The 14,150-nt window shown below is 64.4% G+C and carries 16 protein-coding genes; 15 read left to right on the top strand and 1 reads right to left on the bottom strand.

The window, feature by feature from the left end; all coding sequences use genetic code 11:
* Window position 1: 1 nt before the first annotated feature.
* From rplO to DQ353_RS07825, 15 genes are all read left to right on the top strand, one after another.
* Window positions 2-457 carry a 50S ribosomal protein L15 gene (rplO, locus tag DQ353_RS07895; protein WP_113762226.1) on the top strand — a complete coding sequence of 152 codons (456 nt, stop codon included), beginning with the start codon at window positions 2-4 and terminating at the stop codon, window positions 455-457.
* A 288-nt stretch (window positions 458-745) separates the two neighbouring features.
* Window positions 746-2,050, top strand: a complete 1,305-nt coding sequence (gene secY, locus DQ353_RS07890; protein ID WP_113762225.1) for a preprotein translocase subunit SecY — start codon at window positions 746-748, stop codon at window positions 2,048-2,050.
* Complete coding sequence (locus tag DQ353_RS07885; protein ID WP_113762224.1) at window positions 2,047-2,619, top strand: adenylate kinase; 573 nt, start codon at window positions 2,047-2,049, stop codon at window positions 2,617-2,619. Before secY ends, DQ353_RS07885 begins: the two co-directional genes overlap by 4 nt.
* Before the next feature lie 110 nt (window positions 2,620-2,729).
* A complete protein-coding gene (gene map / locus DQ353_RS07880; RefSeq protein WP_113762223.1) occupies window positions 2,730-3,560 on the top strand; it encodes a type I methionyl aminopeptidase in 831 nt (276 codons plus the stop codon).
* A 231-nt stretch (window positions 3,561-3,791) separates the two neighbouring features.
* Window positions 3,792-4,013 carry a translation initiation factor IF-1 gene (gene infA / locus DQ353_RS07875; protein WP_068731548.1) on the top strand — a complete coding sequence of 74 codons (222 nt, stop codon included), beginning with the start codon at window positions 3,792-3,794 and terminating at the stop codon, window positions 4,011-4,013.
* A gap of 85 nt (window positions 4,014-4,098) precedes the next feature.
* Window positions 4,099-4,212, top strand: a complete 114-nt coding sequence (gene rpmJ / locus DQ353_RS07870) for a 50S ribosomal protein L36 (protein ID WP_013349661.1) — start codon at window positions 4,099-4,101, stop codon at window positions 4,210-4,212.
* A 149-nt stretch (window positions 4,213-4,361) separates the two neighbouring features.
* A complete protein-coding gene (gene rpsM / locus DQ353_RS07865) occupies window positions 4,362-4,736 on the top strand; it encodes a 30S ribosomal protein S13 (protein ID WP_113762222.1) in 375 nt (124 codons plus the stop codon).
* A 43-nt stretch (window positions 4,737-4,779) separates the two neighbouring features.
* Window positions 4,780-5,181 carry a 30S ribosomal protein S11 gene (gene rpsK, locus DQ353_RS07860; RefSeq protein WP_113762221.1) on the top strand — a complete coding sequence of 134 codons (402 nt, stop codon included), beginning with the start codon at window positions 4,780-4,782 and terminating at the stop codon, window positions 5,179-5,181.
* Between the two features lie 173 nt (window positions 5,182-5,354).
* Window positions 5,355-6,362: a DNA-directed RNA polymerase subunit alpha gene (locus DQ353_RS07855; RefSeq protein WP_071212957.1), complete on the top strand. Its 1,008-nt coding sequence runs from the start codon at window positions 5,355-5,357 to the stop codon at window positions 6,360-6,362.
* A gap of 94 nt (window positions 6,363-6,456) precedes the next feature.
* Window positions 6,457-6,969, top strand: coding sequence for a 50S ribosomal protein L17 (gene rplQ / locus DQ353_RS07850; protein ID WP_113762220.1), 513 nt, complete (start codon window positions 6,457-6,459; stop codon window positions 6,967-6,969).
* Between the two features lie 133 nt (window positions 6,970-7,102).
* Entirely contained in the window at window positions 7,103-8,047 is a 945-nt protein-coding gene (gene truA, locus DQ353_RS07845) for a tRNA pseudouridine(38-40) synthase TruA (RefSeq protein WP_113762219.1), read from the top strand.
* Window positions 8,048-8,390: 343 nt separating this feature from the next.
* A complete protein-coding gene (rplM, locus tag DQ353_RS07840) occupies window positions 8,391-8,834 on the top strand; it encodes a 50S ribosomal protein L13 (RefSeq protein ID WP_071212959.1) in 444 nt (147 codons plus the stop codon).
* A gap of 36 nt (window positions 8,835-8,870) precedes the next feature.
* On the top strand, window positions 8,871-9,371 hold the full coding sequence (gene rpsI, locus DQ353_RS07835; RefSeq protein WP_113762218.1) for a 30S ribosomal protein S9: 501 nt from the start codon (window positions 8,871-8,873) through the stop codon (window positions 9,369-9,371).
* Window positions 9,372-9,547: 176 nt separating this feature from the next.
* Window positions 9,548-10,894, top strand: a complete 1,347-nt coding sequence (gene glmM / locus DQ353_RS07830; RefSeq protein ID WP_113762217.1) for a phosphoglucosamine mutase — start codon at window positions 9,548-9,550, stop codon at window positions 10,892-10,894.
* Between the two features lie 128 nt (window positions 10,895-11,022).
* Window positions 11,023-12,366, top strand: a complete 1,344-nt coding sequence (locus DQ353_RS07825; protein ID WP_113762216.1) for a UDP-glucose dehydrogenase family protein — start codon at window positions 11,023-11,025, stop codon at window positions 12,364-12,366.
* A 241-nt stretch (window positions 12,367-12,607) separates the two neighbouring features.
* Here DQ353_RS07825 and DQ353_RS07820 read toward each other — a convergent pair whose 3' ends face one another.
* On the bottom strand, window positions 12,608-14,143 hold the full coding sequence (locus DQ353_RS07820; RefSeq protein ID WP_113762215.1) for an NAD(P)H-hydrate dehydratase: 1,536 nt from the start codon (window positions 14,141-14,143) through the stop codon (window positions 12,608-12,610).
* Between the last annotated feature and the right edge of the window lie 7 nt (window positions 14,144-14,150).

Here is a 14,150-nt window from a genome sequence, read left to right as displayed (position 1 = left end):
CATGGCTGAAAAAGAAAACGCACTGAAGGTACACCACCTGCGTCCAGCCGAAGGTGCCAAGAAGGCCAAGACCCGTGTGGGTCGTGGTGAGGCATCCAAGGGTAAGACCGCTGGTCGCGGTATGAAGGGCACCAAGGCGCGCTACCAGGTCAAGGCCGGCTTCGCCGGTGGCCAGTTGCCGCTGCACATGCGCCTTCCGAAGCTTCGCGGCTTCAAGAACCCGTTCCGCGTCGAGTTCCAGGTTGTAAACCTGGACAAGATCTCGGAGCTGTTCCCCGAAGGTGGCGAAGTCACCGTTGAGGCATTGGTCGCGAAGGGCGCCGTTCGCAAGAACGAGCCCGTCAAGGTCCTTGGCTCGGGCGAACTGACCGTCAAGGTCGACGTGAAGGTCAACGCCTTCTCCTCGTCCGCGTCGGAAAAGATCGTCGCAGCCGGCGGCTCTGCAGTAGAGCTCTAAGCTACGTGGTCTCTTGATCACACAGTGAGAAGGGGTGGACCCGGAATTCGCTAAGCGGATTCCCGGGGACACCCCTTTTTTCTTGCCGCACTACACCTTCGGGAACCGGCCGGCATCCAGTTATGCCGTGGGCATGGTTCGAAGGTGGTTTCCCGCTGAAAATATCGATCAGCCGGGGAATGATTACAGCCTCAGCCGCGGTTCATTTGGTGTGTAACGCTCACCACCCGATAGAATCGATAGGTCAACCCCCCGGGTACCCCCGGCCACCATCAATCAGGAGGACGCTTGTTCAGCGCCATTGCCCGGGTATTCCGGACGCCTGACCTGCGACGCAAGTTGTTGTTCACGCTCGCCATCATTGCGATCTACCGTGCAGGTGTCTACATCCCTGCACCCGGTGTGGACTACTCCAACGTCCAACAGTGCCTTGCCGCGGGTAACACCACCGGCGGCCTGTACCAGTTCGTGAACCTGTTCAGTGGCGGCGCGTTGCTGCAGGTCTCCATCTTCGCCATGGGCATCATGCCCTACATCACGGCCTCCATCATCGTCCAGCTGCTGCGTGTGGTGATCCCTCGCTTCGAGGAACTGCACAAGGAAGGACAGGCCGGACAGGCCATCCTGACCCAGTACACCCGGTACTTGACCATTGCGCTGGGCCTGTTGCAGGCAACCACGCTGGTTTCGCTGGCACGCAGCGGAATGCTCTTCCCCTCCTGCCAGCTCCCGATCGTGCCCGAGGACAACCTCTGGGTCATCATCCTGATGATCTTCACGCTCACGGCAGGCACCGGCCTGATCATGTGGATGGGCGAGCTGGCCACCGAGCGCGGCGTCGGCAACGGCATGTCGCTGTTGATCTTCGTGTCCATCGCCTCGGGCTTCCCCGCGGCCATGGGCGCCATTGCCACCTCGCAGGGTTGGGGCGTCTTCGCGGGAGTCATCCTCATCGGCCTGGCGGTCATCGCCCTGGTCGTCTTCGTGGAGCAATCCCAGCGCCGCATCCCGGTGCAGTACGCCAAGCGGATGATCGGGCGCCGCACCGTGGGGGGAACCTCCACCTACATCCCGATCAAGGTCAACATGGCCGGCGTGATCCCGGTGATCTTCGCATCCTCGATGCTGGCGCTGCCCTCGATGGTCGTGCAGTTCAACACGCGCGCCGACGGCACGCTGCCGGACTGGGCGCTGTGGGTACAGACGAACTTCTCCGGTTCGTCCCCGCTGTACATGGTTGCCTACACGCTGCTGACCATCGGCTTCACCTACTTCTATGTCGCGATCACGTTCAACCCGACCGAGGTTGCCGACAACATGAAGCAGTACGGAGGATTCATCCCGGGCATCCGTGCAGGACGCCCGACGGCCGAGTACCTCGAGTACATCCTCAGCCGCATCACTTTCCCCGGTGCCCTCTACCTGGCATTCGTGGCCCTGATTCCGTTGATTGCCTTCGTGCTGATCAACGCCGATCAGAACTTCCCATTTGGCGGCACCTCGATCCTCATCATGGTTGGTGTGGGTCTTGAGACCGTCAAGCAAATCAACGCACAAATGCAGCAGCGACACTACGAAGGACTTCTGCGATGACAAGACTGTTGATCATTGGACCACCCGGTGCCGGCAAGGGCACCCAGGCGGACCGCATCTCCGAGCGCCTCAATGTGGTGGCCATCTCCACCGGCGACATCTTCCGCGCCAACGTCAAGGGCGGAACCCCGCTGGGCGTCGAGGCCAAGAAGTACATCGACGCCGGGAACTTCGTTCCCGACTCGGTCACCAACTCGATGGTGCGCGACCGCCTGGCCCAGGACGACGTCAAGGACGGCTTCCTGCTGGACGGCTACCCGCGCACCAGCGCCCAGGTCGACGAGCTTGACTCGATCCTGGCCGACGCCGGGGTGCAGCTCGACGCCGTGCTGCAGCTGACCGCCGACGACGAGGAGCTCGTCGCCCGCCTGCTCAAGCGCGCGCAGATCGAGGGCCGCGCGGATGACAACGAAGAGGTCATCCGCCACCGCCTGGGCCTCTACCACGAGGAAACCGCCGTCGTGGTCAACCGCTACCAGGAGCGCGGCATCGTGCGCCTGGTCGACGGCATCGGCGAGATCGATGAAGTCACCAACCGCGTCATGGACGCGCTGGGACAGAACGTCTAAATCGCTTACACACGCAAGAACCGCGGGGACCGGCACACCAGTGCCGCCATCCCCGCGGTTTTTTGCGATAATGACGTGTAGCAACGTCTTTGGAAAGGGACATACACACCATGGCTTTCAGCCAACGCAAGATCGAGTACAAGACCAACGGGCAGATCCTGAAGATGCGCGAGGCGGGCTTGGTCCTGGCCGAGGCATTGGACGAAGCCGTTGCCGCCGCGCAAATCGGCGTGACCACCGCCCACCTGGATGCGGTCTTCGCCTCGGTGCTCGAACGCCACGGGGCCACCAGCAACTTCAAGGGCTACCACGGGTTCCCGGCCACCATCTGCGCCTCGGTCAACGAGGAGGTCGTCCACGGGTTCCCCAGCGAGTATGCGCTGGCCGACGGAGACGTGCTGAAGATCGACGGCGGAGCCATTGTCGACGGCTGGCATGCCGACTCGGCACGCACCGTCATCGTCGGCACGGCAGCCGCCGAGGACCAGCGCCTGTCCGACATCACCCAGGAAGCCATGTGGCGGGGGATTGCCGCGCTGGCCGAGGCACGCTTTGTGGGTGCGATCGGCGACGCCATCGACGACTTCGTCTCCGGGATCCCGGGCGCTCCGCTTGGCATCCTGGAGGACTACGTGGGCCACGGCATCGGATCGGAGATGCACCAGGCGCCAGATGTCCTGAACTACCGCACCGGACACCGTGGCGCCCGGGTGAAGCCGGGCATGTGCCTGGCCATCGAACCGATGCTGGTGCGCGGGGGACTTGAGACCAAGGTGTTGGCCGACGACTGGACCGTGGTGACCGTCGATGGGCAGCGCGCCTCGCAGTGGGAACACTCGGTGGCCGTACACATGGGTGGAATTTGGGTACTGACGGCCCACGACGGTGGAGCGGCAGGGCTTGCGCCGTACGGCGTCGTCCCGTCCCCGATCGTTTCCTAGCGACGGTCCGCATTCCGGCGCACCAGGTGGCGCGAGGGGAATGTGGTCAACCTAACAAAATAGGTTGACCCTTCCGGTTTCCCTTTAAGCCATCTACCGCGTAGGCTTGACTGTTGGTTGTCTGTTCCTTGGTGCCCAAAAGCTCTTGCCGCGGGTACCTCTGTGATCGATGACCGAGACCATAAATCTGTTGGCGGTAAATATCGCCAGCAACAAAAGTTAGCGGAGGATATGGCCAAGAAAGAGGGTGTCATCGAGGTAGAAGGCACCGTGTCAGAGGCACTGCCCAACGCGATGTTCCGTGTTGAGCTGCCCAACGGGCACGTTGTACTTGCAACTATCTCGGGAAAGATGCGTCAGCACTACATTCGAATCCTCCCTGAGGATCGCGTAGTGGTGGAACTCAGTCCGTATGACCTCAACCGCGGACGTATCGTTTACCGCTACAAGTAAAGATTTTTGCCATTCTTCCCTGCGGGGAAGGGCGACGAAGGTAATTACGCTCCACTTGAAACCGCAACCGCAAAAGGAAATTGCCTTGAAGGTTAACCCTAGCGTGAAGCCGATCTGCGATAAGTGCAAGGTGATCCGCCGTAATGGCGTGGTCATGGTGATCTGCGAAAACCCACGCCATAAGCAGCGCCAGGGCTAATTTCCCTTACGGGAAATCCTGCGCGTAGTAATGAAATCGGCAGTACAGCATCCATCGCGCGATGCATACCCACGGCACGGAGGCCGCGGACCGGGAACACCCGGGATTGTACTGCTTTAGACCTCCGAATATCGAAAGGTAGACAGCATATGGCTCGTCTAGCTGGCGTAGACATCCCGCGCGAAAAGCGCGTGATCATTGCGCTTACATACATTTACGGCGTGGGCAAGACCCGTGCAGAACAGACCATCGCCGAGACCGGGATCAACCCGGACACTCGCGTGAAGGATCTCTCCGACGCTGAGCTGGTACAGCTGCGTGACTTCATTGAAGGAAGCTTCAAGGTTGAGGGCGACCTCCGCCGTGAAGTGGCAGCTGACATTCGCCGCAAGGTTGAAATCGGCTCCTACGAAGGCATCCGCCACCGCAAGGGCCTGCCGGTCCGCGGTCAGCGCACCAAGACCAACGCTCGTACCCGCAAGGGCCCGAAGCGCACCGTCGCCGGTAAGAAGAAGACTCGCTAAATCTAGCGGTCATCACTAAGCCAAATTTCTCGTAGGAGTAAGTATGCCCCCCAAGACTCGTGGAGCGGTGCGTAAGCCGCGTCGCAAGGACAAAAAGAATATCCCGCTCGGCCAGGCGCACATCAAGAGCACCTTCAACAACACCATCGTTTCCATCACGGATCCGAACGGTGCTGTAATCGCGTGGGCCTCGGCCGGCGAGGTTGGCTTCAAGGGCTCGCGTAAGTCGACTCCGTACGCCGCACAGATGGCCGCCGAGGCCGCTGCAAAGCGCGCACAGGAGCACGGCCTTCGCAAGGTCGACGTTTTCGTCAAGGGCCCCGGCTCGGGACGCGAAACCGCGATCCGCTCGCTGCAGGCTGCTGGCCTTGAGGTTGGGTCCATCCAGGACGTTTCCCCAAGCGCACACAACGGCTGCCGCCCGCCAAAGCGTCGCCGCGTCTAATAATGACTGTCTGGCTTTGATGCCGCCGCGTCTTTCCCCCGCAAGGGGGTTGGGCGCGGCGGCATGATCGCCACGGCAAGCCAGACCGAACCAGACGAACGCCGACGAGGCATACGTCGTTTCCACCCCCTGTGTTGCGTCATATAGCGGACGCTCGCTGAAAGGAAATGTAAGTGCTCATTGCACAGCGCCCTACCCTGACCGAAGAAGTCGTAGCGGAGAACCGCTCCCGTTTCGTAATTGAACCGTTGGAGCCTGGCTTCGGCTACACCCTGGGTAACTCGCTTCGCCGTACCCTGCTCTCCTCCATCCCTGGTGCAGCTGTCACCAGTGTGCGGATCGACGGGGTATTGCACGAGTTCACCACCGTAGCCGGTGTGAAGGAAGATGTCACCGAGTTGATTCTGAACATCAAGAATCTCTCAGTGTCCTCCGAACATGACGAGCCGGTCGTCGCCTACCTGCGCAAGCAGGGCCCGGGCGTCGTCACCGCAGCCGACATCACCCCGCCAGCCGGCGTGGAATTCCACAACCCGGACCTGCACATCGCGACATTGAACGCGAAGGGCAAGTTCGACATGGAACTGACCATCGAACGTGGCCGCGGTTATGTTTCTGCAGCGCAGAACAAGAACGTGGACGCAGAGATCGGTCGCATCCCCGTGGATTCGATCTACTCGCCGGTACTTAAGGTGACCTTCCGCGTGGAGGCCACCCGTGTCGAGCAGCGCACCGACTTTGACAAGCTCATCGTCGATGTCGAAACCAAGGACTCGATGCTCCCGCGCGATGCAGTTGCATCCGCCGGCACCACCCTGGTTGAACTGTTCGGCCTGGCACGCGAGCTGAACACCGCCGCTGAAGGAATCGAGATCGGCCCGTCCCCGACGGACGCCGCACTCGCAGCCGACATGGCACTGCCGATCGAGGATCTCGAATTGACGGTTCGCTCGTACAACTGCCTCAAGCGTGAGGGCATCCACTCCGTGGGTGAACTCGTTGCACGCTCCGAGGCCGACCTGATGGACATCCGTAACTTCGGTGCGAAGTCCATCGACGAGGTCAAGGCGAAGCTGATCGATTTGGGTCTGGCCCTGAAGGATTCCCCTCCGGGCTTCGATCTTGCAGCACGTGCCGCCGCCATTGGCGACGATGACGTCTACGGTGAGGAAGAAGTCTAAGACTTCTTGGCCCACCAGCTATAGAACTTAAACCTTTGCGCCCGGTTTCCCACCGGGGCCCCGGGCGCAAAGGCCACCATACTAGGAGAACACTATGCCTACCCCTCCCAAGGGTCCGCGTCTCGGCGGCAGCGCAGCTCACGAGCGTTTGATGCTCGCGAACCTGTCCGCGCAGCTGTTCGAGAACAAATCCATCACCACCACGCTGACCAAGGCCAAGCGCCTTCGTCCGCACGCAGAGCGCCTGATCACCTTCGCCAAGCGCGGAGACCTGGCCTCGCGTCGCCGCGTCCAGGCAGTCATTGCCTCGCGCAGCCGCACCAACAAGTTGATCGTTCACGAGCTGTTCGAGAACATCGCACCGCTCATGGCCGAGCGTCCGGGTGGCTACACCCGCATCACCAAGATCGGCAACCGCAAGGGCGACAACGCCCCGATGGCTGTCATCGAATTGGTCATGGAGCCGGTTTCCCCGAAGCAGGCCGTTGTGAAGGAAGCCGAAAAGGCTGCCGCAGTGGCTGCTCCGGTTGAAGAGGTCGTCGAGACCGAAGCAACCGAAACCGCCGAGGTCGTTGAGACCGAGGCAGCAGAGGAGAACAAGGCCTAGTCCTTGTCACCTTGGCAACAGCCAATACATTGGCCCGGTGCGGCTTCCCCGATTACGGGGGAAATGCACCGGGCCAATGGCTTTAAACGGCGCCGTCCCGCAGCGGGCCGGCGCGTGGATCTAGGATTGAAACATGTTGATTCCCGCCATTGATTCGGTGGATCCCTCACTGGCCCCCAGTTCCAGCCCCACCGAGCCGGCGCTGGTGCGCATGCGCCTGCGCCTGGGATATGACGGCACCGGATACAACGGCTGGGCCATCCAGCCGGGCCTTCCCACGGTGCAAGGCGTGGTGGAAGCGGCCCTGGCCATGCTCCTGCGCCGACCCGTGCGCACCACCGTGGCCGGGCGCACGGACGCCGGGGTCCATGCCCGGAACCAGGTGGTCCATTTCGACCTGACCGCCGACGAGTTCGAGACACTGCCCCGTGGCGCGGCCATCTCCCCGGAACGCGCACTGGTACGCAGGTTGCGCGGGGTGCTGACCCGGGAACGCGGTGCCATCCTCATCCACCAGGCCGAGGTCGCCCCGGCCGGGTTTGACGCGCGGTTCTCCGCGCTGTGGCGGCGCTATTCCTACCGGATCGCCGACGGCGCCGGAAGCTGGGACCCGCTCTCGCGCGCCTACACGATGTGGCACAAGCGCGAGGTCGATGCGGAGTTGCTGGACGCCGAGGCGAAAAGCCTGCTCGGCCGCCACGACTTCCTGTCGTTCTGCAAGCCGCGGGACCATGCCACCACCATCCGCACGCTGACCGAGTTCTCCTTCGCCCGCGACGAGCGCGGCATCGTGGTGGCGCACCTGAAGGCCGACGCGTTCTGCCACAACATGGTCCGCGCCCTCATCGGGGCGTGCCTGCTGGTGGGCGACGGGCGGGAGGAACCCGGCTGGGTTGCCACCCGGCTCGCCGAGGAGCTGCGCGATTCCAAGACGTTGCTGGCCGATCCCCGGGCCCTGGTGCTCGAGGAAGTCGCCTACCCCGACGGGCGCGAGGCGGCGGCCCGTGCCGAGCTCACCCGGGCCAGGCGCCTTCCGCACGACGTGGGCATCCCCATCGGGGGAGTGTCGCTGGAATAGCGGAAAGACCCGCGCTCCGGTGCCCCGCCCCGGGTGGTGAGAGGCGAATCACGCACGCGTAGCGCGGTTCACGGCGCACGCTTTGGTGGTGTCGGGGTTAATCCGATAGACTAACGGCTGTTGTGCGTGTCCTTTGTTCGACACAACCTTCTCCGCGTGACGGCTCAGTTGCAGAGCCACTGGTCTGCTGGGATTGCGAACATTCATGGACGGCCGGTCTTTTCAGTCCTCACCTGGCGAACTGGTACAGCGCATCGAACACAGCACGTTCAAGGACAACGGATCTCACAGCCGCTGACCAAAAGTGTGCTTGACCAGTAACCAATAAACAAAGGCAATTACAGTGCGTACGTTCACTCCAAAGCCGGCTGACCAGACCCGCCAGTGGCACATCATTGATGCCACCGACGTTGTACTTGGCCGCCTCGCCGTCCAGGCCGCAACCCTGCTGCGCGGCAAGCACAAGGCTACCTTCGCCCCCCACATGGACATGGGCGACCACGTCATCATCATCAACGCCGAGAAGGTTGCCCTCACCGGCGCCAAGCTCGAAAACAAGCGCGCCTACCGCCACTCGGGTTTCCCGGGCGGCCTGAAGTCCGTTACCTACGCCGAGCTTCTTGAAAAGAACCCGGTCCAGGCAGTGGAGAAGGCCATCAAGGGCATGCTCCCGAAGAACTCGCTGGCTGCAGATCAGCTGTCCAAGTTGAAGGTCTACCGCGGTGCCGAGCACCCGCATGCTGCGCAGCAGCCGCAGACCTTCGAAATCACCCAGGTCGCGCAGTAGCGCTGGGCCCCGAGAACAAGACTTTAGGAGATTATCGTGGCTCAGAACACTGAAGAGATCACTGAATTCGAGGGTGAAGCTCCGACTTCGTACACCTCGGAGACCGTTGCCGTAGAGGTAGAAGCAGTCAAGGAACGTCCGGCACTGACCGTTGCAGGTGCAGCAGTCGGCCGTCGCAAGCAGGCAATTGCCCGCGTGCGCGTCGTTCCGGGCACCGGCCAGTGGACCCTCAACGGCCGCTCGCTGGACAACTACTTCCCGAACAAGCTGCACCAGCAGGACGTCAACGAACCGTTCAAGCTCCTCGAGCTGGACGGCGCATACGACGTCATTGCACGCATCCACGGTGGCGGCCCCTCGGGCCAGGCCGGTGCGTTGCGCCTGGGCATCGCCCGCTCGCTGAACGAGATCGACCGCGACAACAACCGCGCCGCCCTCAAGAAGGCCGGCTACTTGACTCGTGACGCCCGCGTCATCGAGCGCAAGAAGGCTGGTCTCAAGAAGGCTCGCAAGGCTTCGCAGTTCTCCAAGCGCTAAACCGCTTGCGCCGGGTTTCCACCCGGCACCGAAGGGTCCCGGCATTCGTGCCGGGGCCCTTCGCCCGTTAAGGCGCAATGCCTTAGTGGGATATGGCACATGATTAGACAAAGAATGCCTTGATAAACCCCGCAGATGCCGGACTTCGGGGATTCCTGGCCCTATGATGGATGACGATGGCAAGGTTATTTGGGACCGACGGTGTCCGAGGAAAAGCAAACGAACTTCTGACCCCCGAACTGGCGATGGCGCTTTCACAGGCCGCCGCGATGGTGCTGGGGCACGAGAAAATACATGACGGGCGCAGGCCCGTGGCGGTGGTGGCCAAGGATCCGAGGATCAGTGGCGACTTCCTCTCTGCTGCAATCGAGGCGGGGCTTGCAGCCTCCGGCGTCGACGTGCACGATGCGGGGACCCTTCCGACGCCGGCGGCGGCGTACCTGGTCGCGGATCTGGGTGCCGATTTCGGCGTCATGATCTCCGCCTCGCACAACCCCGCCCCGGACAACGGGATCAAGTTCCTGGCCCGCGGCGGCAAGAAGCTCGACGACGCCCTCGAGGACGCCATCGAGGCGGCCCTCGACAAGCCCAAGTACCGCCCGGTGGGCGGGGATGTGGGACGCATCAACAGGTTCGCGGACGCCGAGGACCGCTACATCATGCACCTGTTGCAGACGCTGCCGAACCGCCTTGAAGGCATGAAGATCGTCCTGGACTGCGCCCATGGTGCGGCCAGCGGATGCTCCCCGGAGGTCTTCAACGCCGCCGGAGCCCAGGTCGTGGTCATCGGCGCGGAACCCGATGGCATCAACATCAACGACGGCTACGGCTCCACGCACCTCGAGCGCCTGCAAGCCGCCGTGCTGGACAACGGCGCGGACCTGGGCATCGCCCACGACGGCGACGCCGACCGCTGCCTGGCCGTCGACCACGAAGGCACCGTCGTGGACGGGGACCAGATCATGGCGATCATGGCCGCCGACATGAAGGAACGCGGCGTCCTGAAGGACAACACCCTGGTGGCCACCGTGATGAGCAACCTCGGCCTGAAGATCGCCATGCGCGAGGCAGGCATCACCATCCTGGAGACCGGAGTGGGCGACCGCTACGTGCTTGAGGGCATGCGCACCGGCGACTACAACCTGGGCGGGGAACAGTCCGGCCACGTGATCTTCGCAGACCACGCCACGACCGGCGACGGGGTGCTGACCGGCCTGCACATCGCAGCCCGCGTCAACGCCACCGGCAAGACCCTCAAGGAGCTTGCCGCCGCCATGACGGTGCTTCCGCAGGTGCTGATCAACGTCAAGGGTGTCGACAAGGAAGCCGCGCCCAGCAACAAGACACTGATCACCGCGATCGCCGCAGCCGAGGCCGAACTGGGTGAGAGCGGCCGCGTGCTGCTGCGCCCCTCGGGAACCGAGCCGGTGGTCCGCGTGATGGTCGAGGCCACCTCGCACGCCATGGCCAGCTCCCTGGCGCAGTCGCTGGCCGACGTCGTCCTGCGCGAACTGGCGCTTTAGTATCCACTTCCGCATTGCCAATGTGGCCGAGCGTTCCGGCACCAGGGTGCTCGGACCTCGGCCACGTTCATTTGTGCAGGTGCAACACCTTTGTTGCACCCCGAAAAGTTGAAGGGTTTCCCACGGGCATGAGCATGAAGATTTCGGTGGTGGGCACCGGGTACCTGGGCGTCACGCACGCGGCCTGCATGGCGGAGCTGGGCTTCGAGGTCATCGGCGTCGACGTCGATCCGGCCAAGATCGAGGCGCTCTCGGCAGGGTTGCTGCCCTTCCACGAGCCCGGCCTGCCCGAGCTGCTGCGCAAGCACGTGGCCTCCGGCCGGTTGCGCTTCACCACCGACTATGAGCAGGTGTCTTCCTGGGCCGACGTGCACTTCATCGGCGTCGGCACCCCGCAGCGCGCCGACGGGCACGGGGCCGACATGCGTTATGTCGATGCGGCCGTCGCCGAGCTGGCCACCCGCATCCGCGGCAAGGCCCTGATCGTGGGCAAGTCCACGGTGCCGGTTGGCACCGCCCGCCGGCTGCGCACCCTGATTGCCGCCAACGCCCACCCGGATGCCGAGATCACCCTTGCCTGGAACCCCGAGTTCCTACGCGAGGGCTTCGCCGTGGCCGACACCATGACACCAGACCGGCTGGTGCTCGGTGTCGAGGACGAAACCTCCGAGGCGGTCCTGCGCAGCATCTATGCAAGCGCGCTGGAGGCAGCCACCCCGTTGATCGTGACGGACTACGAAACCGCCGAACTGGTCAAGGTCGCCGCCAACGCGTTCCTGGCCACCAAGATCTCCTTCATCAACTCCTTCGCCGAAATCACCGAGACCATCGGCGGGGACATCACCGTGCTGGCCGACGCGCTGGGCCACGACGCGCGCATCGGGCGCAAGTTCCTCAACGCCGGGGTCGGCTTCGGCGGCGGCTGCCTGCCCAAGGACATCCGCGCGCTGCAGGCACGGACCAGCGAACTGGGCCTGACCCACACCATGGGGTTCCTGGCCGAGGTCGACGAGATCAACCTGCGCCGCCGCGAACGCGTGGTGCGCCTGGCCCACACCATGCTCAACGAGAAGCTGGTCGGTGCGCGCATCGCGGTGCTCGGGGTGACCTTCAAACCCGATTCGGACGACGTGCGCGACTCCCCGGCGCTGGACATCGCGGTGCGGCTCTTCAACGCCGGAGCCGAGGTGCTGGTCTACGACCCCAAGGGGAACAAGAACGCCGCCGAGCGCTTCCCGCGGCTGCACTACGCCAACGACCTGCCCGAGGCCGTGGCCCAGGCGGACCTGGTGCTGCTGCTGACCGAATGGGCCGAGTTCAGGGTCCTTGCCCCCGCGGACCTGGAGCCGCTGGTGGCAGCGCGCCGGATCATCGACGGACGCAACGTGCTTTCCCGGGGCCAATGGGAGGCCGCCGGCTGGGAAATCGTGGGAATGGGCCAGCACCACGCCCCGCTGGACGGCGAACTGTAGGACCCACTTCGTGGCCTGCCCGCCCGTATCTTGTAACATCGGCGGCTGGACGTGCCAAATCGGGAAAATTGGGTAGCATGTTCATCAGCGTTGGTTACCCCAATTACCCGCGTCAGCATGCTGCGGATACCCCAAGTTTCCGCAAGTGCGAAAGGGGCCCACCATGACTCGCAAGCTTGGTGGGTCCTTTTTCATGCCCGAAACCGGGACCTGCAGCCGGAAGCGGCGCCCGATACGGGACCTAGAGCCCCAGGTCCCTGGCCGCGCGCGGCAGCTCCACCAGCAGGTCCACGGCGCTTACCGTGCCCTCGCGTGCCGCCAGGGCACCGGCATGGGCGTGGATCAACGCGCCGGCAGCGGCAAGGTCGGTCAGCCGATGGGTCAGCGCGGTGGCATCGCCGGTGGCGGGTGTGGCCGGGAAGTTGGCTGCAGCCAGCAACGTGCCCAGGATGCCGGTGAGCACGTCCCCGCTGCCCGCCGTGGCCAGGTCCGGGGTCGAGGCGTGCACGATCAACGCGTACCCGTCCGGCGCGGTGCAAATGGTGGCCGAGCCCTTGAGCAACACGACGCAGTCATAGGCGACAGCGGCCCAGCGGGCCCAGCGGATCGGGTCGGCGGCGATGTCCCGGGCGCTGACCCGCACCCCGGCCTTGGCCAGCAGGGCGTTGAGTTCCCCGGCGTGCGGGGTGAGGATGCGCAGCTGGCTGTGCCCGCCCGGTTCCAGCATCGCCAGCGCGCCGGCGTCGATGACGCACGGGTTGTTGGCCGCCAGGATCTGCTGCAGGTGCCGGCGGGTCTCGGGCGTGTCTTCCAGCCCGGGGCCGATGGCCCACGCGCCGATGCGGGTGGCTCCCTCGCGCCCGTTGCGGCGGTTGTGCGCCAGCAGCGCGGTGAGCTCGTCGGTGCCCAGCGGGACGGCCTCGGGGACCTGGCTGGTCAGGGCCGCGGCCACGTTCTCCGGGACGATGGTGCGCAGCAGTCCCAGCCCGGTGGCAACGGCGGCGCGGGCGCTGAGCACCGCGGCACCGGGATAGCGGGCGGAGCCGGCCAGCAAACCCAGCACCCCGCGCTGGTATTTGTGCCTACCCGTCGCCGACCAGCCGAGGTCGCGGTCCAGCAGCAGGCCCAGGTCCTCTCCCTGCACGACCCAGGCCTCCGGTTCGCCGAGTGTCGGATTGAGCCCGAGGTCGGTGACGCGGATGCGACCGGAGACCAGATGCCCGGATCCCACCACCAGGCCGGTCTTCAGCGCCCCGAAGGTCACGGTCCGCTCTGCCGGGATCACGCTGTCTGCCGCCGCACCGGTGTCGGCGTCGACGCCGCTGGGCACGTCGCAGGCGAGCACCGGGATGTGGCGGGGGATGGCCGGCAGACGGACGCCGGGGCGCAGCCCGGTGCCGTAGGCGGCGTCGATGAGCAGGTCGCATTCCTCGAGCAGCTCATCCAGGGCCTTGGTGGCGCCGGTGCGGCCGCCAGCGCGCACCAGTGCGGCCAGTCCCTCCTGGTGGGCGTGGGAGGCCAGCAGCACGGCGGTGACGGCGACCCCGCGCCTGGCCAGGGCGGCCAGGGCAAAGAGCCCGTCCCCGCCGTTGTTGCCCGGACCGACCAGTGCCACGACGCGGGACCCGTAGAGCCGGCCGGTGTGTTCCTTGAGCATCAGCACCGCCTGGTGGGCCAGTGCGTCGGCGGCCCGGCGCATCAGTTTCAGGTCGCTGGAATCGCGCAGCAGCGGCTTTTCGGCATCTCGAACACGGGAACCTGCGTAGACGGGGATCATGACTTCA

The organism is Arthrobacter sp. AQ5-05 (assembly GCF_003287975.1).
In the GTDB taxonomy this organism is placed as follows: domain Bacteria; phylum Actinomycetota; class Actinomycetes; order Actinomycetales; family Micrococcaceae; genus Paeniglutamicibacter.
This window is presented reverse-complemented; position numbering and strand designations above follow the sequence as displayed.

Excerpts from the sequence above, each read along its gene's own strand:
- rplO (WP_113762226.1), top strand. The coding sequence starts at position 2 with ATGGCTGAAAAAGAAAACGCACTGAAGGTACACCACCTGCGTCCAGCC.
- DQ353_RS07885 (WP_113762224.1), top strand. The coding sequence starts at position 2,047 with ATGACAAGACTGTTGATCATTGGACCACCCGGTGCCGGCAAGGGCACC.
- map (WP_113762223.1), top strand. The coding sequence starts at position 2,730 with ATGGCTTTCAGCCAACGCAAGATCGAGTACAAGACCAACGGGCAGATC.
- infA (WP_068731548.1), top strand. The coding sequence starts at position 3,792 with ATGGCCAAGAAAGAGGGTGTCATCGAGGTAGAAGGCACCGTGTCAGAG.
- rpsM (WP_113762222.1), top strand. The coding sequence starts at position 4,362 with ATGGCTCGTCTAGCTGGCGTAGACATCCCGCGCGAAAAGCGCGTGATC.
- rpsK (WP_113762221.1), top strand. The coding sequence starts at position 4,780 with ATGCCCCCCAAGACTCGTGGAGCGGTGCGTAAGCCGCGTCGCAAGGAC.
- rplQ (WP_113762220.1), top strand. The coding sequence starts at position 6,457 with ATGCCTACCCCTCCCAAGGGTCCGCGTCTCGGCGGCAGCGCAGCTCAC.
- truA (WP_113762219.1), top strand. The coding sequence starts at position 7,103 with ATGTTGATTCCCGCCATTGATTCGGTGGATCCCTCACTGGCCCCCAGT.
- glmM (WP_113762217.1), top strand. The coding sequence starts at position 9,548 with ATGGCAAGGTTATTTGGGACCGACGGTGTCCGAGGAAAAGCAAACGAA.
- DQ353_RS07825 (WP_113762216.1), top strand. The coding sequence starts at position 11,023 with ATGAGCATGAAGATTTCGGTGGTGGGCACCGGGTACCTGGGCGTCACG.
- DQ353_RS07820 (WP_113762215.1), bottom strand. The coding sequence starts at position 14,143 with ATGATCCCCGTCTACGCAGGTTCCCGTGTTCGAGATGCCGAAAAGCCG.